General features: G+C 38.7%; 22 protein-coding genes, 1 tRNA gene and 1 pseudogene. 19 read left to right on the top strand and 5 right to left on the bottom strand.

The annotated features are described in order from the left end of the window. Nucleotides 1-126: 126 nt before the first annotated feature. Nucleotides 127-202 (bottom strand) — tRNA-His (locus tag CKO50_RS02975). 201 nt (nt 203-403) lie between these two features. Between CKO50_RS02975 and CKO50_RS02970 the strand changes: the two genes are divergently transcribed. The 18 genes from CKO50_RS02970 to CKO50_RS02890 all read left to right on the top strand — a co-directional run bounded on the left by CKO50_RS02970 (nt 404) and on the right by CKO50_RS02890 (nt 19,023). Continuing rightward, nucleotides 404-1,222, top strand: coding sequence for a mechanosensitive ion channel family protein (locus CKO50_RS02970; protein WP_010368624.1), 819 nt, complete (start codon nt 404-406; stop codon nt 1,220-1,222). A 14-nt stretch (nt 1,223-1,236) separates the two neighbouring features. After that, nucleotides 1,237-2,028 carry a YdiY family protein gene (locus CKO50_RS02965; protein WP_095726946.1) on the top strand — a complete coding sequence of 264 codons (792 nt, stop codon included), beginning with the start codon at nt 1,237-1,239 and terminating at the stop codon, nt 2,026-2,028. Nucleotides 2,029-2,158: 130 nt separating this feature from the next. Then, nucleotides 2,159-4,786 (top strand): SLBB domain-containing protein, encoded by a 2,628-nt coding sequence (locus CKO50_RS02960; protein WP_176474604.1) that lies wholly within the window; start codon nt 2,159-2,161, stop codon nt 4,784-4,786. Beyond that, nucleotides 4,786-5,730 (top strand): Wzz/FepE/Etk N-terminal domain-containing protein, encoded by a 945-nt coding sequence (locus CKO50_RS02955; protein ID WP_095726944.1) that lies wholly within the window; start codon nt 4,786-4,788, stop codon nt 5,728-5,730. The genes CKO50_RS02960 and CKO50_RS02955 overlap by 1 nt, the downstream gene beginning before the upstream one ends. Nucleotides 5,731-5,830: 100 nt before the next feature. After that, a complete protein-coding gene (gene wecA, locus CKO50_RS02950) occupies nt 5,831-6,895 on the top strand; it encodes a UDP-N-acetylglucosamine--undecaprenyl-phosphate N-acetylglucosaminephosphotransferase (protein ID WP_095726943.1) in 1,065 nt (354 codons plus the stop codon). Between the two features lie 11 nt (nt 6,896-6,906). Further along, entirely contained in the window at nt 6,907-7,323 is a 417-nt protein-coding gene (gspG, locus tag CKO50_RS02945; RefSeq protein ID WP_017217150.1) for a type II secretion system major pseudopilin GspG, read from the top strand. Further along, nucleotides 7,320-8,960 (top strand): GspE/PulE family protein, encoded by a 1,641-nt coding sequence (locus tag CKO50_RS02940; protein ID WP_095726942.1) that lies wholly within the window; start codon nt 7,320-7,322, stop codon nt 8,958-8,960. Before gspG ends, CKO50_RS02940 begins: the two co-directional genes overlap by 4 nt. Further along, on the top strand, nt 8,960-9,658 hold the full coding sequence (locus tag CKO50_RS24400) for a type II secretion system F family protein (RefSeq protein ID WP_255229221.1): 699 nt from the start codon (nt 8,960-8,962) through the stop codon (nt 9,656-9,658). The genes CKO50_RS02940 and CKO50_RS24400 overlap by 1 nt, the downstream gene beginning before the upstream one ends. A 62-nt stretch (nt 9,659-9,720) precedes the next feature. Further along, on the top strand, nt 9,721-10,158 hold the full coding sequence (locus tag CKO50_RS24395) for a type II secretion system F family protein (RefSeq protein ID WP_255229218.1): 438 nt from the start codon (nt 9,721-9,723) through the stop codon (nt 10,156-10,158). A gap of 3 nt (nt 10,159-10,161) precedes the next feature. After that, nucleotides 10,162-10,587: a prepilin-type N-terminal cleavage/methylation domain-containing protein gene (locus CKO50_RS02930; RefSeq protein ID WP_095726941.1), complete on the top strand. Its 426-nt coding sequence runs from the start codon at nt 10,162-10,164 to the stop codon at nt 10,585-10,587. Beyond that, a complete protein-coding gene (locus CKO50_RS02925; protein WP_095726940.1) occupies nt 10,574-10,984 on the top strand; it encodes a type II secretion system protein J in 411 nt (136 codons plus the stop codon). The genes CKO50_RS02930 and CKO50_RS02925 overlap by 14 nt, the downstream gene beginning before the upstream one ends. Further along, nucleotides 10,971-11,660, top strand: coding sequence for a type II secretion system protein J (locus CKO50_RS02920; protein WP_095726939.1), 690 nt, complete (start codon nt 10,971-10,973; stop codon nt 11,658-11,660). The genes CKO50_RS02925 and CKO50_RS02920 overlap by 14 nt, the downstream gene beginning before the upstream one ends. Then, nucleotides 11,650-12,543 (top strand): general secretion pathway protein GspK, encoded by an 894-nt coding sequence (locus tag CKO50_RS02915; protein WP_095726938.1) that lies wholly within the window; start codon nt 11,650-11,652, stop codon nt 12,541-12,543. Before CKO50_RS02920 ends, CKO50_RS02915 begins: the two co-directional genes overlap by 11 nt. Nucleotides 12,544-12,656: 113 nt before the next feature. Beyond that, nucleotides 12,657-13,655 carry a hypothetical protein gene (locus CKO50_RS02910; RefSeq protein ID WP_141240120.1) on the top strand — a complete coding sequence of 333 codons (999 nt, stop codon included), beginning with the start codon at nt 12,657-12,659 and terminating at the stop codon, nt 13,653-13,655. Then, nucleotides 13,652-14,221 (top strand): hypothetical protein, encoded by a 570-nt coding sequence (locus tag CKO50_RS02905; RefSeq protein WP_095726936.1) that lies wholly within the window; start codon nt 13,652-13,654, stop codon nt 14,219-14,221. The genes CKO50_RS02910 and CKO50_RS02905 overlap by 4 nt, the downstream gene beginning before the upstream one ends. Nucleotides 14,222-14,223: 2 nt before the next feature. Continuing rightward, complete coding sequence (locus CKO50_RS02900) at nt 14,224-14,799, top strand: hypothetical protein (protein WP_095726935.1); 576 nt, start codon at nt 14,224-14,226, stop codon at nt 14,797-14,799. 5 nt (nt 14,800-14,804) lie between these two features. Beyond that, nucleotides 14,805-16,868 carry a secretin N-terminal domain-containing protein gene (locus CKO50_RS02895; protein ID WP_176474603.1) on the top strand — a complete coding sequence of 688 codons (2,064 nt, stop codon included), beginning with the start codon at nt 14,805-14,807 and terminating at the stop codon, nt 16,866-16,868. 436 nt (nt 16,869-17,304) lie between these two features. Beyond that, on the top strand, nt 17,305-19,023 hold the full coding sequence (locus CKO50_RS02890; RefSeq protein WP_095726933.1) for a hypothetical protein: 1,719 nt from the start codon (nt 17,305-17,307) through the stop codon (nt 19,021-19,023). Nucleotides 19,024-19,452: 429 nt separating this feature from the next. Here CKO50_RS02890 and CKO50_RS25045 read toward each other — a convergent pair. Next, nucleotides 19,453-19,536 (bottom strand): annotated as a pseudogene (locus CKO50_RS25045) (hypothetical protein); the annotation flags it as partial. A 518-nt stretch (nt 19,537-20,054) separates the two neighbouring features. On the opposite strand from CKO50_RS25045, the gene CKO50_RS02880 reads away from it, so the two are divergent. Beyond that, entirely contained in the window at nt 20,055-21,926 is a 1,872-nt protein-coding gene (locus CKO50_RS02880) for a M48 family metallopeptidase (RefSeq protein WP_095726931.1), read from the top strand. A 134-nt stretch (nt 21,927-22,060) separates the two neighbouring features. Here the strand turns inward: CKO50_RS02880 and CKO50_RS02875 are convergent, their stop codons facing one another. From CKO50_RS02875 to CKO50_RS02865, 3 genes are read right to left on the bottom strand one after another with little or no spacing between them, the layout of a single operon-like run. After that, complete coding sequence (locus tag CKO50_RS02875) at nt 22,061-22,732, bottom strand: sulfotransferase family 2 domain-containing protein (RefSeq protein WP_095726930.1); 672 nt, start codon at nt 22,730-22,732, stop codon at nt 22,061-22,063. 1 nt (nt 22,733) lies between these two features. Next, nucleotides 22,734-23,933 carry an oligosaccharide flippase family protein gene (locus CKO50_RS02870; RefSeq protein WP_176474602.1) on the bottom strand — a complete coding sequence of 400 codons (1,200 nt, stop codon included), beginning with the start codon at nt 23,931-23,933 and terminating at the stop codon, nt 22,734-22,736. A gap of 31 nt (nt 23,934-23,964) precedes the next feature. Then, a complete protein-coding gene (locus CKO50_RS02865) occupies nt 23,965-25,119 on the bottom strand; it encodes a glycosyltransferase (RefSeq protein WP_095726928.1) in 1,155 nt (384 codons plus the stop codon). Nucleotides 25,120-25,179 lie beyond the last annotated feature (60 nt).

The raw sequence follows: 25,179 nt of genomic DNA, 5'->3' as shown, positions 1-25,179 counted from the left end.
AGCTGCTTTATGCAGCGAGGGTTGCATTCTTACGTCGCGATATAAAATCGCTGCTACGCAGATGTGTGGTGCTTGTTGTGTAGGAATACTGTTTGCGAAAAGGTAAAAATACATTTATAGAAAGAGTGGGGCGACTGATGGGACTTGAACCCACGACAACCGGAATCACAATCCAGGGCTCTACCAACTGAGCTACAGCCGCCACAAAAGACTTGAACACCTTGTCTGGTGTGGCGCGCATAATACATAAGTTTTTTCCAAATGCAAAGGGAAATATCGAAAAAAATTAATAAAAGTTTTTTTTCGGAGATTATTTTCGCATACAGCAAATATTCATATATCCTATGTATGATCCAGCCGATCTAATGATAAATAACTGCTTAATATGAAAAGGGGGATGAGTATGGAAGCTGTTTGGAAATGGGTTAATGAGAACTCAGATTTAATCTTACACTATGTGCTTCAAGGCGTTATAGCACTAATAATTTTCTTCGTTGGCTTAAAACTAGCCAAGCTCAGTGCTGATCTCACCGAAAAAGCATTTGGTAAACGCAAAGTAGATAAAGCGGTAGGCTCATTCGTTGCCAATATTGCTTATGCGATTGTGTTTGCCGCGACACTGCTAATGGCATTGTCTCAGGTTGGTATCGAAACTACCTCATTCATTGCTATTTTAGGTGCAGCAGGTTTGGCTGTTGGTCTTGCGCTGCAAGGTTCACTTTCTAATTTTGCTTCTGGCGTACTTATTATTATGCTACGTCCGTTCAAGTCAGGTGACTATATTGAAGCTGGCGGTAGAGCCGGTAGCGTACAAAAGATAGAAATCTTCTCTACTGAGCTTCGTACCCCTGATAACAAAGTAATTGTGATGCCAAACTCTTCTATTATGTCTGGTGCAATCGTTAACTACTCGCGTGAAAAAACACGTCGTATTGACCTTGTTATTGGTGTTGGCTATGACGCCGACCTAAGAGAAGCAAAAGCAGTATTAAAGTCTGTATTAGACAATGAGCCAAGAATTCTTAAAGAGCCTGCGTATAATGTTGCAGTACTGGAGCTTGCAGACTCAAGTGTTAACTTTGTTGTTCGTCCTTGGGTTAAAACAGAAGAGTACTGGCCAACGTATTTCACACTTGTGGAAAATATTAAGATTGCGCTAGACGAAGCCGATATCACCATTCCATTCCCGCAAATGGATGTTCACCTACACAAAGATCAGTAAAAGGTTAGTTAGAAATGAAATTAAAGGTTTTAACCTGTTGTATTCTTGTTGCTGCAAGTGCTAATGCAGCAGCAGAAGGGAAAACTACGAAGCCAAAGAAAGTTTGGGATGTAACCAGCGAAGTGGGTGCGATTATCACCAGTGGTAACACAGAAACAACAACCCTAAAAGGTGGTATCAAAGCTAAGCATAACCTAACTAACTGGAATAATGAGTACAAGTTAGACGGCTTCTACAAAGAAGATACGCGTGAAAACGATGCTGGTGTAGATGTTACATCTCGTACTAACGAAAAATATTCAGCATCAGCTCAAGGTAACTACAAGTTGAATGAAGATAACAGCCATTTATTCGTGTTTGGTTCTTATGTTTCAGACTACTTTGGTGCTTACCGCAGTGAAGCGGTTATTTCAGTGGGTTACGGTCAACGTTTATTCGAAAATGACGACATGTATCTTAACGCTGAAATCGGTCCCGGTGTGAAGCGCTTTGAGCACCAAGATGATAGCACTGAACTTGACGATGACGGTGAATTACTTGCTGGAACCTTTGAAAGCGAGTTCATCGGAGTTGGTAAACTAGATTACCAATGGCAGATTTCAGAAAACGCACGTTTTACACAGCTTATCGCGATTGAATATGGTGATACAAACACCAAGACAACGTCAGAGACGGCATTGTTGACTAAAATCAACGGCTCGCTACAGATGAAAGTGGCATACAACATCATCCATAATTCAGACGTAGCAGACGATAAAGAAAATACTGATACGGAAACCTCACTTACTTTGGTTTACAGTTTCTAACAAGTATCTTGTCAAAGGGCACCTCAGTGCCCTTTTAATTCTTCCAAACTTCGGTAGAATGCTTGAAGTTTAAAAAAAATCCACAATGGAAGAGATTTACGTGAAGTTCCTCAGACTACTACTCCTCTCAATGCTTTTTTTGATCTCACATCAAACAATAGCGGTAACACCCAGTAAACAGCAAATAGAGCAGTTTAAAAAGCTCCCGAAAGCACAACAAGAAGCCTTAGCAAAACGCTATGGTTTCGATGTAAGTGCGTTAGATAGCAATAAAAAAGGTGATAAAAAGAACGAAGAGAAGGAATCTTCGATTTTACCACGCGACAAAAAGGGGCTACTTGAAGAGGAAGAAGAAGAGGATAAATTCAAACCAAAGTTAGAAGAGCTTAAGCCTTTTGGTTATGAGCTCTTTGCTGGTGAGCCTACGACTTTTATTCCTTCTGAGTTGGCTGCTATTCCTGATACTTACTTGCTTGGGATTGGAGATACAGTAAAAATCAACCTGTATGGTAAAACCAATGAAGAGCATGAAGTACAAATCGATCGTGAAGGACGTCTCGCAATTCCTAACCTAAGCCCAATTCATGTGATTGGCTTATCCTTTAAGGAATTGAAAGCACTAATCTCGAAAAAAATCTCTGAGGAAATGATCGGTGTTCAAGCTTTTGTCTCGATGGGCGAGCTTAACCCTATGCGTATTATGGTAGTGGGTGAAGCTTATAAGCCTGGTAGCTATACTGTATCTCCTCTTGCCACTGTCACACATGCTTTGTTTGTTTCTGGTGGGGTGAGTGATAATGGTTCGCTGAGAAAAATTCAAGTAAAGCGAGCGGGTAAACTAATTACCACATTTGATTTATATGATTTGTTGTTATTCGGTGACAGCTCTGATGATGTAGTCCTAAAACCTGGCGATGTTGTATTTATTCCGCCTGCGGCGAAGAAGATTAAAGTCAAAGGCGAAGTTAACCGTCAAGCAATCTTTGAACTTAAAGAGTCAGACTCGCTTGAGAGTGTGATGGCTATGTCAGGAGGTTTCAAAGCAAATGCAAACAAATCGAAAGTGGTTGTCTCACGCTACAACGGTGATGGAAGACGTATTACTCTAAACTATAACTTTACTGAAAACACAAGCTACAAACCACAAAACGGTGATGAGATTTCCGTCAATGCTGCTTCAACTCGTTTCCAAAATACCGTTACTGTTGTTGGTGCGGTAACCAGCCCAGGTCATTATGAATGGCATCAGGGCAAGACACTCAAAGATATCTTCAGTGCGCCACGTGAAGATTTGCTATCCATTGCAGATTTTGGCTACTCATTGATTATTCGAGAAGTTAACTTTGAAGGCGATATCGCTATCCATCAGTTTTCTTTACAAGATATTTTTAACGGTAAAGCGGGGGATATAGAGCTCGCATCTAACGATACAATCGTCATATTTAGCCGCTACCAGCTTAAAGAAGAGGAAGAACAACTATTAGAAGACCTAGCGTATAACAAAGAGCAACTGAAGCTACGCGAAAACGTGAAGTTATGGGAGCAATTTGAGCGTGATGAGTTCTTAAAATATATTGGCTTGAAAGAAGATGAACTCTTTGAGCTTGAAGAAGAGGTTAAATTAATTACAAGTATTGACGCACTTTTTCAAGAGCCTGAGGAAGTAGAAGAAGAAGACTATGCGGTATTTAGTCGTCAAAAGCTACTTGCGCCAATTGTCGCTAAGCTACAGAGGCAGGCAACACCTAGCGAACCTGCAAAATTGTTTGCGGTAAACGGTCAAGTTAAGTTTCCTGGTGTTTATCCATTATCTGAAAATGCAGATTTTCAAAAAGCGGTGCAAGCTGGCGGTGGATTTCTAGAAGCTGCTTATCTTGAGCAGGTTGAGCTAACTCGTGTTGTTTATAATGATGGTAAACAGGTTGAACATATCCAACTCAACGGTTTGAACGAATTGACTAATCCAACTCAAATTCTGACGAGCAAAGATACGGTTAACATTTTCCCAAGACCCAATTGGCAAGAAAGACTGCAAGTTAAGGTTGTTGGTGAGGTTAAGTTCCCTGGAACGTATACAATTAAACGTGGTGAGACACTTGATAGCCTACTAGAAAGGGTTGGTGGATTTAATCAATTTGCACATAAAGAAGCGGCAATTTTTACGCGTGAGTCTATCAAGCGCAAAGAAACGTCGCAAATTCAAAGAATAACGCAAGAGTTAAGACGCGATATTATTACCAACACTTTCCAAAAGAGTGCAACGGCAAATACTTCTATGCCATATGAAGATATGGATCAAATATTAAAGGATTTATCGAGGGTTGAGGCGTTAGGACGTTTAGTTATTGATCTCGATAAACGTTCAACTCAATCTTTGCAGTTAGAAGATGGTGACGCGTTATATATCCCAGCGATGCAAGACTCTGTTAGTGTCATTGGTGAGGTTAACCTGGCTGCAACACACTTGTTTGACTCCTCAAAATCGGTGGATGATTATATCAAAGCGAGTGGTGGTCTGAAGCAAAAGGCAGATGATGAGAGAATCTATATTATTAAAGCCAACGGTTCAGTAGAGCTTCCAGGCGCAGGATCATGGTTCGCGGTGAGTAGTCATGCTAATCAGCTTGCTCCAGGTGACACTATTGTGGTACCTCTAGATGCTCAACATATTGATAGCTTGACTCTTTGGAGTACTGCTACACAGATTATTTATCAGCTTGGCTTAGCTGCGGCTTCAATTGCGACGCTTAACAAATAATGGATAACAATAAACAGATGACAGAAGCTGAGATCATTAAAAAGAATGAAGTTGATTTGACTGAAATTTTGTCAGTGCTTTGGAGGGGAAAGTGGCTAATTATATTAACCACTGCTGTATTTGCTGTATCCAGTGTGCTTTTTGCACTTTCTCTGCCGAATACTTATAAAGCGACAGTATTACTTTCACCTGTTGAAGATACTCAAGGCGGCATGCTCTCAAATTTGAAGTCGGAGTTTGGTGGCTTAGCAGCAATGGCTGGGGTGAATTTGGGGGGAAGAAAAGGTGATAAATCAGCTCTTGCGCTTCAAGTAATGCAAAGCCGTTCATTTTTAAATAACTTTGTTGAAAAATATGAGTTAAAGCCAAAACTACTGGCTACTGAAGGCTGGGATCTGGGCAGTAATCAACTGATATACAATGGTAAAGTTTATGATAAAGAAGCTGGTATTTGGCTCAGAGATGTTGCGGCACCTTTTCAGCCAGAGCCAGGCATCCAAGAAGTATATGAACATATCAGAGCAAAAAACCTAGCTGTGATAGAAGAAAAGGAAAAGGGACTAATTACTATTGCTATGACTCATTATTCCCCCTACTTAGCGAAGGAAATGGTGGAAAACATCGTTGTGGAAATTAACGACTATATGAAAGCTGAGGCAGTAGCTGAGTCCAATGTAAAAATTGAGTATTTGAAAAAAGCGTTAGCGGAAACATCGGTTGCAGATATGCAGAAGATATTTTATCAGCTGATCGAACAACAAGAGCAGGCAAAGATGCTAGCGCAAACACAGTCGCAATATGTGTTTAAGACAATAGACCCAGCCATTCTGCCGATCCAAAAAGCAGGACCAAAGCGTGCATTGATTTGTCTAGGTATTACTTTCCTAGGCAGTGTACTTGCGTTTGTTCTGTTATTATTTAGACATTTTGTGTTCAGAAAGTAGTTGTTGGGTAAGATAGAGAGTTGTTATTTAGTGTTATTGACAATTTAGTTTAAATTTAATTTCTATTACAATGACGCGTTAATTAGATAATGATGGAAGCATGTGGATCTTTATGGTCATTTTCTTTGCATTTTTAGCATCGTATTGTTCAATTTTTATGATTAAGCCAGTCGCCGAGCGTTTTGGCTTAGTTGACGTACCCTGCAGCCGAAAAAAGCATGTAGGTGCTATTCCGCTTATCGGTGGTGTATCAATTTTTGTAGCTGTGTTGGCTTCAATCATTGTATTTTTGCCACTTGAGAAAAAGCTGATAGTTTACTTAATTTGCGCTGCTGCTATCGTCCTTCTTGGGGTAATTGACGATTATCGCCAATTAGGAGTTAAGATCCGTTTAGGTGTTCAGGCTCTTGTTGCACTTATTATGATGTGGGGCTCCGACGCCTATATTCATAACTTGGGCAACTTGTTTGGATTTGGGTCTATTGATTTAGGGTTGTTGGGTATTCCTTTTACGGTCATTGCTGTTATTGCTGCTATAAATGCCTTTAATATGATTGATGGTATAGACGGCCTAGCTGGTGCCATGAGTATTACAACGTTTGCAGCCATTTTAATATTGATGGGGGTTAATGGTGGACAGTTGTCGGTTTTACCGTTAATCATTATTGCAACCATAGTTCCTTACCTTGCTTTCAATCTCGGCGTATTAGGTCATCGAAATAAAAAAATATTTATGGGTGACGCGGGCTCTATGTTCATAGGGCTGAGTGTCATCTGGTTGTTAATGATAGCTACACAGTCAGAAGTAGATAACGCTTTCAGTCCAGTTACTGCGCTTTGGATAATTGCTATTCCACTGATGGATATGATGGCAATTATCATTAGGCGCATTAAAAAAGGCCACTCTCCATTCAAAGCAGACAGAGATCATTTACATCATGTCTTCATGCGTATAGGTTTTAGCTCCAGAAAGGCCTTAATTACGATATCAATGTTGGCTGTATTTCTTGCGTCGATAGGGATTGTTGGAGAGTTGATAGGTATTCCCCATTGGTTTATGTTAGTCTTATTTATCGGTATTTTTGTTGCCTATTCTGCTTGTATTCAACACGCATGGAAGGTAGCACGGTTTTTAAGAAAGCACGTCTTTATCAAAAAAAATTAAAGAGTAGTTCAATGACAAACAATATGAAGGCAAAGAATAAACATAACGGCTTCACCATGATGGAGTTGTTAATTGTGATCGTAATTTTAGGCTTGCTAGCTTCATTAGTGGCACCAAAATTTTTCAACAAGCTTGGAAGCGCCTCTCGAGATATCGCTGCTGCACAGATGAATGCATTTGAAACAGCACTTGATACTTACCGCCTTGATATTGGTACATACCCACAAAGCTTAAACGAGCTAAGAGAGAGTGACAATCCAAGGTGGGATGGACCTTATTTACCAAAAAACATCCCTTTGGATCCATGGGGTAATAGTTATAATTATTCTCAACCAGGAAATAATGGTGAACCATATTCACTGTTTAGCTTTGGTGCTGATGGTAAAGAGGGTGGTGAAGGCGATAACCGAGATATTATTCACAAATGAGTTTATTTAGTGATTTTCTAGTTCATAACTATGAACTACAGGATTCAGATGTTCGTAGAGCTCTAACATATCAAGAAAAGTTTGGTGGAAAGCTAGAAGAGATTTTGGTGAATATGGGCATTTTAGATGACAGCCTCATTCCTGATATCTTAGCGTCATATCTAGAGCTATCTCTGTTTGATATCAATTCGGAGTTTTCAGTTTGTGTTGAATATCAATACTTCACCTATTTTGCTAGCCATAACTGGCTTGTTGTGAAAGGTGAAAATGAAACGCTTGAGTTTGTTACTTCTGATCCGTTGAATCCAGTTTTAAATAACTGGCTTGCAGAGCATGAAATCAACTGTACTATCAAAATAGCGTCGGAATCTGTAGTTAAATCAATTCTTTCTGAATACTCTACAAATAAAAGCGGTGTAGATGAGACTAGTTCGGGTTCAGAAGAACAAAGGCTAAGGGATCTAGCATCAGAAGCTCCGATTGTTAATTTGCTGAATTCTCTAATGACCCGCGCATTGAGGGAAGGTGCATCGGATATGCATATCGAACCTTTTAGAGGGCGTTGTCGTGTTCGGTATCGGGTCGATGGTGTACTACTGGATATAGAAAAACTCCCGTCATCGATGCAACTGCCTGTAGTTACCAGATTAAAAATTTTATCTGGGATGGATATTGCTGAGAAGCGCCGCCCGCAGGATGGTAAAATTGAGCTTAAGCTTGCTGGTCAAGAGATTGATATTCGTGTTTCTGCGTTGCCTGTAAACGAAGGTGAATCGGTCGTAATGCGATTTCTCCGTAAAGAGAATGTCACTTACGATATAAATGTTTTAGGGCTATCACCAGATATAGAAACTGCTTTACGTGCAGATATTAAGAAGACCGCGGGAGTTGTACTGATGACTGGCCCTACAGGGTCCGGTAAAACAACCACACTGTATACATTTCTTAATGAGCTAAATAATGATGATGTAAAGATCATTACTTTGGAAGACCCTGTAGAATATCAACTGCCTGGAATCAACCAAGTACAAGTTAATAGCGATATTGGTTTTACATTTGCGTCTGGTTTACGCTCTATAGTACGTCAAGACCCTGATGTAATAATGTTAGGTGAGATTCGAGATAAAGAAACTGCACAAATAGCGTTGCAGTCAGCGTTGACTGGACACTTGGTGTTCTCAACTGTTCACACTAACGATGCTGCGAGTGCTTATACTAGGCTATTAGACTTAGGTGTGGAAGAGTTTCTTTTAAATGCAGCTTTAGTCTCTATTGTCGCCCAGCGTTTAGTAAGAAAAAATTGTTCTCATTGCTCTGAACCCGTGAATTTGGAGCAAGAAATTATAGAGAAGTACCTACTTCATGATCTTGCAGACAAATGCAATGAAACTCTTCAGCCGAAGGCCGGTGTAGGTTGTGAAAATTGTGGTTTTACAGGCTTTAAAGGGCGACTTGCCATTATCGAATATTTACCTTGTGATGATTTTATAAGAAGCACTCCAAAAGACAGTAACTTCGTTACAGTTGCAAGACAACACAATTTAGCTTCAGGTAGAAGAACACTTGTTGAAGACGGATTATTAAAAGTAATTAAGGGACAAACAACGATTGCGGAAGTACTCAGGGTTGCGGGTTAATGAACTATATATATCGGGGCTATGATGGCAGTGGTGCAAAGCTTAAAGGGAATGTAGAAGCAGAAGACAAAACTCAAGCCATTGAATTGTTGGAAGCGCAAGATATAACCGTTATTGAATTAAAGGAAGAGCGAAAAGGGATAACTCTTTTTGGAGGCAGTAAAGTTGGCTTGTCAGAGCTTGAATTTATGACATCTGAACTTAGCTTGCTCTTGGCCTCTGGAGTCAAAATAGATAAGAGTTTAGAGATTATTAAAAACTCTAAGTCTGAGCCTCAATTGGTCAGATTAATTGAAAAAATATTAAGCGCAATTAAGTCGGGTGAAAAGCTATCTGAAGCATTTAAAAAAAGTTCACCGATATTTGATGACCTCTATTGTAACCTTATTCAATTAGGTGAAGAGTCGGGGATGTTGAGTGCGGTCTTTAAGGATCTAGCGGACGATTTAAAGTTTAAAAAGCAGCTAAAAGATAAGATCATATCTTCACTTACGTATCCTGCAGTTATTTTTGCTGTCTGTATACTCAGTGTATTTTTTATATTTAACTTTATTATTCCTAAAATGGCAGTGATGTTTGAAGGAATGAAAGAGCTGCCTTGGTATACCTCTCTCATGTTAGATGCCAGTCAATGGATGCAANAATTATCAGTTTTATTTAATTGGTGGGGTTTTGTTATCAGCTTACGGAATAGTTAATTTCACNAAAAAAAAACAATGCCTTCAAATCGTGGCTGAACTTAAAGTCTTTAAGAATCCCAGTGCTCTCCCACTTTATCTTATTGGTCGAACGTATTCGCTTCAATAGTGCTTTAACGATGATGATAAAGTCAGGGGTCGTCGTCGACAAGGCGATAGGGTTTGCACAAAAAAACTTACGTAATATCGAGTTAGCCAATCAAATAGAAGTGGCGAGAAAAAAGGTTAATGAAGGAGAAAAACTATCTTCTTCCTTAAATCAAACAGATCTCTATCCTGCATTTTTTGTTTCTTTATTGGAAGTAGGCGAAGAATCCAATAATTTAGAGCGGATCTTTAATGAAATTGCTGATCGTTCAAAAAATGAGTTTGAATCCTGGACTCAAAAACTGACGTCTTTACTAGAGCCTATCATGATATTGATTATGGGCTTACTCGTTGGGGGAGTTGTAGTTGTGATGTTATTGAGTATGGTATCAATGAATGACATTGGGATTTAGATAATGTCTACGAGCCGTGGCTTTACTATGGTTGAATTGCTGGTCGTCTTGGTATTGATTGGATTACTTAGTAGTTTTGTAGGTCCAATGGTCATTACCCAAGTAGAAAAAACAGAAGCTAAAATAGAAGCGGCTCAAGTCCTTAAGCTATTTGAGAATGCCAGTCAAACAGCATTTTGGCTTAATGAGAGAGTATTATTTCGCACCGAAGCAAATAACATTCTGGTTGTCAGAGAGGTAAGTGGGAAACAGATTGTAAAAAAAGAGTTTAGAGTACTTCGATTTAAAACTGGAGAAATTGAGATCGGAGCTACAGGGGATAGCAATGCAAGAAGTTTGAATTATTACGTGAATGACCAAATACGTACCATCGAACTTGTCTCAATGTGGCCTGAATATAAAGGAGTGCCTGTAAATGCGTTCAATTAAGGGCTTTACACTGATCGAAGTATTAATTGCGTCCATAATTCTTTTTTCGACTATCGCGTTAAGCACACAAGTTTTTCAAGGGGCAATTATCTCATCGGAGAAAGCCGCGGACCATATAAAAATCTCAGCGATTAAGATGCTATCGTTGGATTTCATTTCAAGTGAAGTTAGGAAAGGAGAAAGAAAAGGAAGTTTTTCGAATATGGGCGTTATGGTGAGCTGGCAAGCTAATGTGATTAAGAAAGGCGCACCTCCAGCTGTATTTAATTTTGACGAAAACCAAATGCAATATTTCGAAGATAAATTTGAAGTGCTAGAAATTTCTGCCACTTTCCAGTTTAGAAGGTTAGTTGACACAATGAAATTCAAAGAGCTGTATTGGCATGAAAAGTCTTAAAGGCTACACACTTGTGGAGCTGCTAATAGCTATGGCGGTTATGTCAAGTTTGATGTTAGTAGGTAGCTTTAGTTATCAGTTTTTTGCAAACCGTTGGAATAAAGAGTTAGGCTCCTTCTCAAAAGTTGAATCTCTGTCTTCAGGTCTTATTGCTTTACAATCTATTTTTAAAGGCATATCTCCCTTTGTTATTTATAGTACTTCAACCTCACCTCGGACCCCTACTATCTTATTTGAAGGTAACAACGACGCTTTATTAGGATATACAAAAAGAGGTCTGATGTATGAAGAGGAAATTTTTCGCATACTTATAGAGCCAGAGGGTGAAGGCTTTCAATTAGTTTATCAGTACAATAACTTTAATAAAATGAGGCTTTTAGAGACTACAGATACAATTGAATTTGAGAAAAGTGTTGTATTGCTGAATAACATAAAGCACGTCTCCTTTCAATATTATGGTTGGAATAGTATTTCCGAAAAAGTAGAATCAGGAAGTGCAGGCACAACCCCTAATTTAATGGAAAAGTACTCTTCAAGTACCACTCAATTGCTGCCTTTATACATTCTTGTGAGCATAGCAACCGAGGAAGGAAGTGCCGTAATAAAGGTGGATACGGAAAAAGGGGCCCATCGACATATCTCTCCTTATATCGGGAGGCTACTGGATGAAGTCTAGAATGTGTTGTGGCATCGCATTAGTACAGGTTCTTATCATGGTAGCCATGATTTCGCTCTTCCTTTTGTACATTCAGCAAGTTAATAGCGCTAAAATTAAGCAGACTGAAAGAGTAAAGCTCAGAGCAAATGCAGAAGCTGCATTGCAATCAGCTAAAGCCGAAGTTGAGTTCCAATTATTGACGAATTCGATAAAGTTGGTCGATGCAAACAACAATTTTGACCAAGAAGACAACCGACGAAATTGGAATCTACATGGAAAGAAATTCCAGCTAGAGGGAAACGTGTATGCCTCTATTCAAGACCATGCAGGGTTAATTAGTATACACCGTTATAGTTCATTGAGAATGACACGTGTATTAAAGGCACTAGGGATGAACGAAACTCAAGTGCTAAAGTTAATAAGTGCTCTGCGAGATTGGCAAGATGAAGACTCTTCTACCGCTGATGCCGGCATCGATGGTGTAGTAGAGTATAAAATAAGAAATGGGTTGGTGAGTCAGATTAGTGAACTAAGCTGGTTTAGTTCTTTAGATGAGAAAATGCTCAAGCAAGTAACTTCGTTATTTACTGCACATTTTAATGGTGAGTTCAATCCGTTAACAGCACCTGACAACCTTTTGAGAGCAGAGGTGGGCGAAGATTATGGTGATAATATAGTGGCTTTAAGGGATAATGGGCAGCTGACGGTTAATCAATTTCAAAATTTGACTGGGGTCGTCAGGGGGGATGGTATTCGTTTTTCTCCTTCAAACTGGTTTAGCGTTTTATTAGAATATTCTGAACAGGACATCACTATCAGAAGAAAGTATGTATTGAATGTGAGTCCATACAGTAAAAGCAAAAAACCAGTCGTGTTATTAGAAGAGTCCAGCATAAGGTAGTGATTAAGTTGTTAAGCAAAATAAAAAATCTGTGCAATAAATTGCTAAGTAAAGGAGTTTACTATTTTGATGGTGAACTAAAGGCAATTGACTTTAATAAAAAGCAGCTATGTGTGGTTGAGCAAAAAGAGATAACTCCTTTAGTGGTGATCGTGTCTAGTGACCATTACAAAACAGAGTTGAGAACGGTTCCTTTTACTACGGATGCTGACGTAAGAAGAGCATTAAAGCTTAAGCGCAACACTGGGCAATTTTGGACTGTTGGTAAAAAGCTTTCTCAAAAAACTGAGGTAAACTATTGGCGGTTCAGTGATGGAGTGCCAAAAAGTGTATTCACTGTACCAGAAGCGCTATTTTATTTGTGTGCAAATAAGCTTAGATTTCTGGAGGTTGAAGGGCATCGAAGCAGTTACTATATGAGCTTTTCAGAAGGAAGTTTTCAGGTTACGAGGAAATTTGGCCTGATTAATTCAGCGGAAAAATTTTTGCTTTCAATCGGTGAACCCCAGCACTTCTCTCAACAGTTTAAATCAGCTGACAACTCACTTTTAATAAATAGTCTTACTAATTTGGCGAGCTTTAACTCACTTAGACTTTGCTTGTCATTTTTTAACAGTCAAGCGGCTGGGATTGACAAGATCAAGCTTACAAATAGCGTTATACTGCCGCTTTCTTTGGTTTTGTTTATATATTTGTCTGCATCGAGTTTATATCTAATCGGGAAAGAGCTTTATGTCACTTCTAAATACCAATCGATCGAGTCTTCTGCTTTTTCATTAATTGAAAATCAAAATAAGTTTGATGAAACCAAAACGAAGTTAGATGCAATTAACCGTCTTGTATCTCAAGATGCAAACTATCCAGCTGCACTTTATGTCATGACAAATGTATTTAACAAGGTAAAAATGTCGAACCTATTGTTTGAGTCTGGGCGGTTTGTGTTTAGAGCTGAAGCCGAAAAGGCAACAGATATATTGGCTATTGTCAAAGAGCACCCTAGTGTTCGTGATGCCAAGTTTGATTTACCTGTAGTCCAAAGTCGGGCAAATGAAAGGTTTACTATTAGTTTTACGTTAAACAACACACATGTTATTGAAAAGGTAAATAAATGAAAGAGTTATATAAATACCGTGTTTCATTAACTATAATCGCGTGTTTGGTTATATTAAACTTCGTTGTTGTGCCTGTATTAAGTTGGCAAGAATCAAAAGGGGAAGCGCTCCTTTTGGCTCAAAAGAAGTTGAACAAGGCAAAATCAGTTATAGAAAATAAAGAATATATTAATGCAACCTCAGAGCAACTCCAAGTAGTTGCTGATGATGTTGAGCGGTTATTGTATAAAGTAGAAAATATAGAAGACTTTAAGTTAGAAGAGCAAACTCGATGGCAGTCTTTAGCTGAAAGTCAAGAGTTACGAATTAAACGTTTTGGTTGGAAAACGCCTTTTATCGAACCAATTTCTGGACTTGGAAGGTTAGATTTAGAGCTTCAAATAGAAGGGGATGGCGATAAAATTGTTGACTATTTGCTCGATATAAAAGCTAAAGATAAGTTAGCAATTGACTCAGAGTTTAGATTGTCTTTTCGGGGTCAAAGAGAACAACAGCTTGGCATTTTTAACGTATACCTTAATCGTAAGTTTTATTTTGATCCCAATAGTGCCGGTTTTCAGGAGTAATCATGGTTCTAGCTAATATGAGTGCCAAAGTGGGCGGGATTTATCCAAAAATTGTTATGCTAGCCATGAGTCTAACCATAATATTTTGTGTTATAGACTTCAGTGGTAAAGCCTTTTGGGCATCAAGCGAAGTATCGCCTAATGAAGTCGATATTAGCGCATTGGAACGAGTTCAGTGGGGTATTTCAAACCAAGTTATATCTAAGTATAAAGAAAGTTTTGATGGATATAGATATGAAGAAGTCGAATCGTCTGAGCCGGTAGAAAAACAGTTTACAAAAGAAGACGAATACACCCAAAGTGGTTCGTTGACAGAAGTTTTTGTTGATAACAATGTTCTAAAATTGAAGGCAGTTATCAGTAAAGGCGAAAATTTTCAGGTTATTATTGAAGTGGAAAATAAGCAAACTGGTGAGTTATCTATTTCACAGGTGACAAATAATAGTGATTTGTTTAGTTTTAAAGTTAGAGTGATCAACTCGTTGAGTATAGAACTAACTCGAACAATTGAAAACCGTGAACAAAAAATACAGTTAACGATGTTCCAACTTCCAACAGCTTCACAAGAGGTGCAGTAAAGCTCATGAAACAAATTAATAAGTCATTCTGCTTTAGTATGATCACGGTGCTCACTCTTTCGGCATGTAAGTCCACAAATCCCAAAGATGTCGGAGTGTATAATGTTGACAAGTCTTATATTGAGCAAAATATTCGTAATACTGAAGTTGAGGGCGCCGAACTTCTTGGCGAAACAAGTGTTAACAATAAAGAAAAGATAGCGGATGGTTCGCTACAATTTTTGCCAAAATATCGTACATACATCAACGAATCAAAAGTAACAGATGATGTTATCGATAGGTTTTCAAATACAGAAATGCTCTCTGTTAGTGCTGAATCGCTTAGGATAATTCACTTTTTACATTATGTTTTAGGCGATCAGCTGAAGCTAAATTATGTGTTATCTGATGAGCTTAAAGATGATAATCAAACGATAACGCTTAATATTCAAGATCAAGTGAGTGAAAGAAAGTTATTTCTACTTTCACGCGAGCTGTTGGAAGAAAAAGGTTATGTGTTAAGGTTCCGAGATAATATTTTTTACGTGCATCAAAAAGAAGACAGTAATAGCACGCTTAAAGATGTAGTGTTTGGATATGGAAAGTCTGTAGATGATGTACCTCAAACCAGTAATGAAATTATTCAAATGGTGCCATTCACTTATGGTATGCAAATGGGAATGGCGAATACATTAAGGCAAATGCTCGGTATAAAAGCCTCTTCTGATGTAGAGAGAAATGCCATAAATGTCTACGGAAAAAGAAATGAGATAATTAGAGCGCTAGAGCTCATAAATATGTTCGACAGGCCTAGTCTAGCTAATCGTGAAATAGGTGTATACCAATCTGTATATATGCCAACGCAAAAAATGTTAGCCAGCTTGACAGAGCTGCTTAAACAAGAAGGGATCACCTTACAGACCGGGAGTTCAACGTCTGGCACCGTAACCGTGGTTAATATAGAGCAGCAAAATCGCTTGATCATGTTTGCGAATGAGCGCTCATTGTTAGACAGAGTCGTGTTTTGGGCTGAAGAACTGGATAAACCGATTAATACGGCTGAAAAACAGTATTTTATTTACCAGCCTAAATATTCACGCGCAGTGGATATGGGAGAAAGCCTTGAAGCGTTAATTGGTAATGGTGGGAGTTTCTCCAATTCAACTTCTGTCGCCAATGAGGCCTCTTCAAGCTCGTCACGCCCAAGTGTCACAAGCGCATCGAATAAAGACCTGAAAATGGTTATTGACGAACGCTCTAATTCCGTTATTTTTTATACAACGGGTGAAAGCTACCAGCAAATTCTACCACTGGTTAAGCGGTTAGATATATTACCAAAACAGGTGATGCTTGAGATGGTAATTGCTGAAGTGTCTATGACGGATGAATTTAAACAAGGAGTTGAGTTTCTACTCAACGGAAGCAGTAATTATAGCTTAGGCACGGAAGGTGCTTTTATGGGAGAAGGTGGCTTTGGTGGATTATCCTATGCGCTGACGGGAGACAGGGGGAAAGTCGCAGTTAATTTGTTTGAGAAAAATTCGCTTGTGAATATTTTATCCCGCCCATCTATTGTTGTGAGAGATGGTGTGCAAGCATCGATCAATGTAGGTAAAGATATTCCAATTATAGGCCAGACAACTTCAGACCCAATTAATGGAGAGCGACAAACCACATCAATTGAATACCGAAAGACAGGTTTACAGCTTGATGTAAAGCCAACGGTGAACGCGCAAGGTGTTGTACTCATGGAGATATCTCAGAAAGTCTCAAATGAATTACAGCAGACTACCTCAACCAATGGAAACCCATCACTTTTTGACAGAACCATAAAAACAGAAGTGGTTGCTGAAAGTGGCCAAACTATTGTGCTTGGTGGAATTATAAGTGAAAACCGCTCATTAAATGACTCTGGTGTACCCATACTTAAAGATCTGCCAATTTTGGGTGAATTATTCTCCGCAGATACTAAAGATGGCGATAAGACGGAGTTGGTTATTCTTGTTACGCCACGCGTTATTCAATCTAACGACGAATGGAAAGACATAAAAGAAGCGTTTAGGGCTAAGTTTGAGCAACTTTCGTTTTAGGGATTTACTGCTTGTCATAATAATGACCTAAACCTGTCGTAGTATTTTTACGTGTAGAAATACAGATAGCTGTACACATAGGTTCGAATAGCTTCAAAATTAGGAAAATTATATGTGTATTATGCTATTTTCGCTTGATAGCTGGGAGAAACTTGAGTACACTCAGTACGATTCTTGTTTTGTTAACTAACTTATAACTAACAAAGCAAATTGAAAGCAACTGAAAAATGGATAATTTAGTAAGTTGTTTATTTTGTAGTCGAAAAAGTGTTATCAACGTTGACTAATTTATAAAACAATGGTTACACTCTCGATTGCTTAATTTGTTTGGTTGTTGCTTAGGCGACGGCCTAAGTACAATAACAAGTAAATTATTTGAAATGATAGAACACTCTAAACTATTATTTCAGTTTCATGAAACTTGGAGAATGGAAATATGTTCAAAAGAACTCTACTTGCGCTAGCAGTATCTGGCGTAGCTGTTTCAGCAAATGCTGCTGTAATCAAAACTGGTTCAACTGCTGCTGTTGAAGCTGACGTGGTTAAATCACTCACTGCAAATGTTAAAAATGTAGCAGGTACTGCACTAGGTGTAGATCAAAAGTTTAATACTGCGGCCGACGATAACTGTACAGCGCTTGCTACAGCTCTAGGTGGCAAACTATATAACCCTACAGGTGTAAATGTAGCGGGATCAGGCGCTGGTACTGATAAAGCAACATTTGCTGCAGCAAAATCTTCGGGTGTTAGCTATGTAGAAGTTACTGGAGCTGGCACGTGTACTGCTTATGTTGCGCCTACTTTAAGCACAACTTCTAACAAAGACGGTGTTGAGTACTCAAAGCTTGAAGCGATTGAAATTGAACCTCTAATCGTTGCTGGTCTTGGTGGCTACCGCGCAGAAGATACAATTACAATTAACCTAGCTGGTGCTAAGTTTAACCTTGCGAAAACAACAGATCCTAAACTTTCTGTTGACCGAGACGGTATTCAAGTTGTAGGCGCTCTTGCAGGAAATGCTGACGCTGTTACTTTTGATTTGTTAGATATCTCTGCAAATCAGGTGCGTTTCACGGTTAAGACTTCAGATCCAGCTAAGGTTACTGTTCGTGGTAATGCGCTACTTAAACTAGATAATCTTTTCCTTGATTCTACAGGTCTAGCTAGCGACACAACTGTAGCTGTTTCAAGCATCGCGAAGAACACTTCTGGTACAGAGTTTGACCCAGCAGCAGCTGCAACTGTTACAACTCTAGTAACTCAATATGAAGCTGAAGTGACTACCAAGCTTGATGCGAAAATTGATGTTGGTGCAGACCGTCAGCAGTTTGAAGGTAGCAGAAAGGATGATACTTTAACACTTAAAGTTGAAGAGAAAACTAACAACAAGCGCCTAGTACCTGCTGAAGCCACTTATACTATCAAGGGTGACTTCTCTTGGATGTCTGATGATTCTATCGACCTAAATAAAGATGGTAAATGGACAAAAGCAGAACTTGATAATGCTGTTAAGTATTTAGGTGGTGATGACACAATTAAGTCTTTAGCTCTAAATGCAGACCAAAACACGTTAACAGCTACGACAACTGTTGTTAATGGTGTTGATAAGACTCCGTCTTGGCAATTCGTTGTGCCTGGTTTTGATGATGGTAAACTTCAAAATCCAATGATTGCAGTTCAATCATTCTCAGCTGCACTTACTGTAACTAGTGATAAGTCGGTTGGTGGTAAAACTGGTGATATGGTAGCGCTTAGCTCTGCAGACGCTGGTGAGTGGACACTTAATGGCTCAGTAGTTGTAGTTCCTTACATGCCGTTTGGTAAGATCACTCAACCAATTCTACGTCACACTAACGCTGGTACTCGCTCTGGTGATATTACTGTACGTTACATGGTTGAAGATGAGCACAATGCATGGCAGCCACTAAGTGCAGCTAACATTGCAGATGCTGAGCCAGGTGTTGAAAACATGCTTAATCTAGTTACTGATGCACTTAAAGCTGAAGGCTACGATCCAGAACAGAAGAGTTTCAAAGTAGCTCTTGAGATTGTTACAAATGTACCTGCGAAAGATGTATTCATTTACGCTGGTGCTAAAGTGGATGTTGACGGTCAAGACCGTATCCACTTAGGTACATTTAAATCAAATCACTAATTGATTAAATTTGTGTAAAAGGCGAGCTAAGCTCGCCTTTTTGTTATTAGAGAGAAATGAAACTATATCATAAAGTTAACCAGTTGCTTTTTGCTAAAAGATACTTAGCGGGAAAAATAAACATCTTGAGGCAATGCTAGCTGCATAGATCGAGCTAAGTTATGAAAAATCGAAAGGGAACTACGATATAAAACTAGCCCCCTGCATTAGTTTGCTTTAGCGAGAGTGTTGAATTTGCTTACTGTCAGGATTTCAAGTCCTATAAAAACTCACTCTGACACTCGAGCGTGAGTACAAATTAGCTATTATTACCCTAGATGATGTAATTTATCTGTAACTCCACCCAATTTAGTACAGCTATTTCGTAGAATTTTATGCAGCCTCAAGATAACCAATTGGTGTCATATCGCCTAGTGAATCATGAGGTCACTCATAATTATAAATATCTAACCACTCATCAGTGATTTCGCGTACTTCTTGCAGTGACTCAAACAAGTATAAATCGAGCACTTCTTGGCACATTTAGCTATTAGTGAGTATCTTGACTACGGGTATATTTCTCAAGAACAATGGCGAGAGCTCTTCAAATTTGCCTTTGTTAGGAATTCTTGGTAGAGAGTTTGGTCTGAATATTGTTATCGCCAGTATGATTGTAGTTTTGATGACTTCTTGCTAAAAAGGTTTCCAACGGAAACACACGACAATTATGCTAATGGAGACGATTTATATCGGCATATTATTCCTTCAAAGTGAGTGTATATTTGATCACAGAGATGTACCTAAAGTTGATTGCATCGGTCGATTTGAAACGATAAATGAAGGCTTTAAGGCATTGTCTCTACAACTTTTTGGTGATGATAAACTTTTACCTCATGTAAATAAGTCTCCATCTAAGAAAGTGTTAAACTTATTTAATAGAAATAAAGTAGACTACCAGAGTGCATACGCGATAAAGGGACTCAGTTTATTGAGAGGTTCTCTGATCGCGATATAGAGCTGCTCTCTTATAGCTTTGAATAACAGGAAAAAAAATGAAAGATTTAGCTCAATTAGAGTTACTAATAGAAAAGCAGAAATATCAAAAGGCGCTAACATTAGCAAAAAAAAATTTTGCTAATGTTAGAACTTGCCGGGTTTTAGAACTCACTGGTATGGCTCATTATGGGCTAAAGCATTATGGATTAGCAGCAGCCAAAATTGAGGAAGCGGCTAGATTAGCACCTACAGAAAAGCTCAAAGGTGAACTTTACAAGAATGTAGCGATATGCTTCGCTAAAATGGGAGAAAAGTACTATTGCCAAGCACTGGCAAGCTTTGAGAAATCATTAGATACCTATTCTGGTTTTGAAAGTATTGATACTAGGGCGATGGCTACAGAGCTTGCTTTAAGTATAAATGAGTATGAGAGCGTATTATTACTTGCACCAAAGTTAGTCGCATACTCTAACTACGCTGCCTTAGGTTTAGTTTCTCTAGCGAGAGCCTATTTGGCAAGAGCTGAACATGCGAACTTTGAAAAACAAATGCTGATTATAGAGGGGCAATCTAGTTCTTTCTCTGAAAAAGAGGCAAGAAATTTACTGTTTATGTTAAAAGAGAATAGTTGCCATAGCTGGTTATCGAAAATGCTTAACTTGTTCCGTCATAAGTTCTCACATAAAGAGTGGTTTTTACATTTTCAGGGGGATAGTGCTGAACTTCAATTGGGGTCAGATGCTCCCGAGGAGTTCATTGTTTCTGATGATCTTGAGGTGAAAAAATTCATTCAAGGCTTGGTTGATGAAATAAGAGTTTACGGTGGGCTGATCTCTCCTAAATTAAGGATAGCTGCAAATAAAGGGAACTTGAGCATTAAAGCATATAATTTACAGCCAGAAGTCTTAATTGATATTCCATTAGAGTGTATGCCATTGCTTGATGATTTTGAGCTTAAAGTAGAGCAAGGTCTGTTAGTTGCAGAGCCGAAGACTGAGCTCACAAATCCGAGTGCAGTTAAAACTATGTCCTTGATGATTGCGCTTTATAATAAGGCCTGTAAAGTAACACAGTGGAAAGAGGAGTGTCCTTTTTTCTCTTTATCTCAAGATACCGGCTTACTTATAAAGCTCTGTGATGGCAAAAGATTTAATGCCAAGGTAAATATACATAAACAGTTAGCCTTAGAAGGAAAGTGGGATGAGCTCTTTATTACGAGCTTTTTTGGCTCTAGAAAATTTGCTTATGAGAGTAGGTTATATAAGAGAAAAGAAGAGGGGCATATCTCAGGTCTATTATCTATCATTGATTTTTTTAATCATAAATGTGGTGCATCACCATATAAGTTGAGTGACAAAGGTATATCAGTATCGGGAGTACCTAGTAACGCTGAAGCCGAGGTTTTCGTTAATTACAATCAATTTGACCCGCTTTTAACGTATTTAGTTTATGGGTTTGTTGATCGTGACAGCGACTATTTGTTTTCTGTTCCCTGTCGTTTTACTATCGGTGATTTAGTATTTGAGATATTGGGAAATACAGCAACTTTTAACATTAAGAATTTATCACATAATGGTTCTCACTTAAGTGAATTTTTACCGAATATCATTACGCATGGGAATAGCGTCGGTATAGATAAACTACTTATCACACCGAAGCATCCAGAATTACTAAGAGAAGCTATACAGACCGTTCTCTTAAGTGTAATGGATAAAGATAAAATCAATGACGCAATACTTGCAGACTTAGTGAAGAGTTTCGAAAGGCAGTTGCTGACGCAAAATATTAGCTATTGGCGAGAAGTTGAAGCACTGGCTGCTGAAAGTGCACTAGAGAATAGCGCTATTGAAAGTGTCAACCTGCTTTGTAAGGAGTCTAAGTCCATGATTCAGAGATATGCGAGTAAACATTCAATAACTTTATTCTAGGTAGTTAAATAAGCTAACGATACGTAATAACATGATGCCGATCACAATCTCTCACGATTGTAGACCTCGTAAAAATCTAACTGACGTGATTGGCATCAATGTTATTTGGTGATCGCGATGCATAAAATATGCATTTATTCAAACTGGTACTTAAACAACTCAATATCCCTTTTGTAAAAGTCAGCAACAAATTCAGTTGTTTCATTGTCAAAGTATGATTGATAAGGGGGTTTTACTTTCTTACCAATTAACTTTTCTAGCAGTGGGTGTCTTTTTGTGGTTTTATTTCTGTATGGCAAATCGACAGCATGTCCAAAAATGCGTTGGCTGATAGTTTCAAAATCATTCGTTAAGCTTTCGAATTTACCAACAGTATCTACTAAACAATTATTTCCTTCATAGAGAAAATAATGTTGTGGAACTAAGTGCCTTAAGTTCCCTATATGGTTTTGATAATCATCAGAGTCGCAGCTAGGCAGGTAATCCAGTATAAAGTGCTTAAAGCTAAATGGGTGTTGCTTGTATGTATATTCTGATACCAACCTACTCCAAGGGTTGCGCACAAAACTAAACTTATAGTAATCGTTAAATTGCTCAGAAGTTATGTAGCCAAGTTGCACGTATTCGCTGGCTGTTAAATGAGCAAGTCTAGGTGGGCCTTTCTTGGGGTTACTGTTTTTTTTGAGTAAAAGTGGCGCTCTTTCTTCCCAAGTTAAGGAAAGTTCATTAAGAAATGCACTTTCAATACTTTGACCTGCAACTTTTGGTATGTGAACAAAAATGCAGCGATGTTGGTGAGATATCATATTAATGATTCCTAAGTACTTTGTATCTTGCGAAGTAATATCCGAGGAGGTTTTGCGTGCTCATTGCAATGGCTGTTGTAATGGCTGCGCCCAGCGGGCCATGATTAGTAATGAGATGCATGGCCAGTATAACAGTAATAGCAGCGGTGAATATGCTAATATTTTGGTAGGTTTTTTCTTGGCCACTCATCGTTAACAGTGTGATTGCAGGTCCCGTAATAAGGTTAATAATTTGACCAGCTATAAGTACCAGCAACCACAATTCACCCTGTTTATAATCCTCGCCAAAAATACCTAATAAGTATTCAGAATAAAAATAGAACAGTAACACCGTAATTGCGGCGACGAAAATAGATGTGGATTGACTGAGTGAAAACAGTTGCTTTACTTCATCTAAACGGTGTTGTGAGTAGCTTTTTGCGAACTTTGCGGCCGTTACACTATTTAGGGCAAACAGAAAAATACTTGGTAGCATTGCTAGCTTGGTTACTATGGCATAAACGCCCAGTTGCGAAAGAGACACTTGTGTACTTAGGTATAGTTGGCTCCCTTGTTGCACCACTAAATAAACTAAACCACTAATCCAAAACGCTTTTGCACTTATCCAGAATGAATAGCGTGGTTGGGGTGTTGTGGTGCTAGGGGGGCGAAGTTTAATTACAATAAATAGGCTAGTAATAGCTGTAATGCACAGTGCGCCAGTCACAAGATATAATACCAAAGCAAGAGTGCTCAAATGCATGGTTGTAGCACCAAAGAGCAGTATACATAAGCTAGCAAACCCACTGAATGTGGTAAATAAGCTGGGCTTTGATAAGCCTTTGAAAATGCATGCGTTTAGATTGATGATTGCAGTGGCAAACGAGGCTATGTGCAGTAATGTCCAAAATTGAAAGGTAGAGATACCTGAAATGGATAATAAACTATAAAAGTGACAGAGTAATCCAGTGGTCACTACCGTGATAGAAATGCAGGTAAAGAAAATGGCATATACACGCGGTAAAAACTTTAAAATATCAGTATGTTGCTGTGAAGCAATGAAGCGAACTGCGGCTTGATCCAGCCCACATTTACTTATTGCTACAATAAACAAAATGAGTAGTTGAAATAAGGCAAATAGGCCAAAATCATCTGTTGATAAGTTTTGAGCAAAGTACCAATTAACTAGAAAGCCTAGTGCCGTTGTAAGTAGTTTTAGCAACAGTGGAAGCCTTATTTGGCTTAGAAAATTATTACTTAACAATTGCGTTATACTCTCGTATTAATTGTTGTGCGATTGCATCCCTACTGAAGTTGCTATCGATGTAAGCATGTCTTTGATTGTGCTCATTTAAGCCATGCGACTTTTTTTTCAGTACTTCAAACATGAGTTGGGTGAGGGTATCAATCGAGGAGTCTTTAGCAACTTTCCCATTTAGCTTCTTAACAACGTATTCAGGCCCTTCACACGGAGCGCTAATGACTTCCAGTCCACAAGATAGCGCTTCATGCACAGCAACAGAAAATGTTTCATATTCGGACCAATTAACATAGCAGTCGCTGGATTGCATCAGTTTAGCGACGGCTTCCCTTGAGCTATCACCAACAAATTTAACTTGTTTTAATCTTAAAGACTCACACAGAGTTTTGAGTTTTTGTTTATCTTCTCCGTCTCCAACTATTAATAGTTTGGCTTTTGGGTGTTCTTCAGTGATGTATGAAAATGCGCTAATAATGCTAGCAACTCGTTTAACTGGCCTTAGGTGTGCCACAGTAATAAAAGTGAAATCATCCTGTATTTTTTCTTTAGGGGTGAATAACTCTGAGTCAACCACATTGCCAATGATCTCAATAGTCCTATCTAACTCAAACCTGTCCCGTAAGATGCTAGCTAGGCTCTCCGAGACGCAAACTAGTTGATTTGCCGCACGATAGGCTTGACCTATTAATTGTGTCTCGAATTTAGGCGTTGTCGATAATTTTGCTGCTGATGCATGTTCTGTAATTACAAAGGGTATCTGACACCGTTGAGCTATTTGTAGTGCCGCAAGACCTGCTGCTCCTCCTGGTCCATAAAAGCAGCTATGGGCGTGCAATACATCAGGTAACCCGAAGTCTCGAGTATATTGATCAAATAGTTTTTGATATTGCACCATTCGTTGTCTTAAGTTTATTCGGTACAGGATTGGTAAAGTAAAATATCGACTTCTTTTGGTATTGATTTGTACATCACTTAAATGAGAAGGCGGTGCACAAGTCAATGCATGTTTTATTGAAACCGGCTCAGGATAGATAACGCCCACATTACATCCATGTTCTTTTAACGAAAGTGCCTGCTCTTTGAAAAAAGAGCCTAAAGTTGGTTTTTGACTGGTGTGATACCAAGAAGGTAAAAATAATACATGCATGTAGGAATTCGAGTCGTATTGCTAAACAGCCAAGCGATTGTTCTGGTATAGTATCACCTA

The organism is Pseudoalteromonas sp. HM-SA03, from assembly GCF_002289345.1.
Taxonomy (GTDB): Bacteria; Pseudomonadota; Gammaproteobacteria; order Enterobacterales; family Alteromonadaceae; genus Pseudoalteromonas.
The sequence above is the reverse complement of the archived record's forward strand: the minus strand, read 5'-3'. Positions and strand labels throughout refer to the sequence as shown.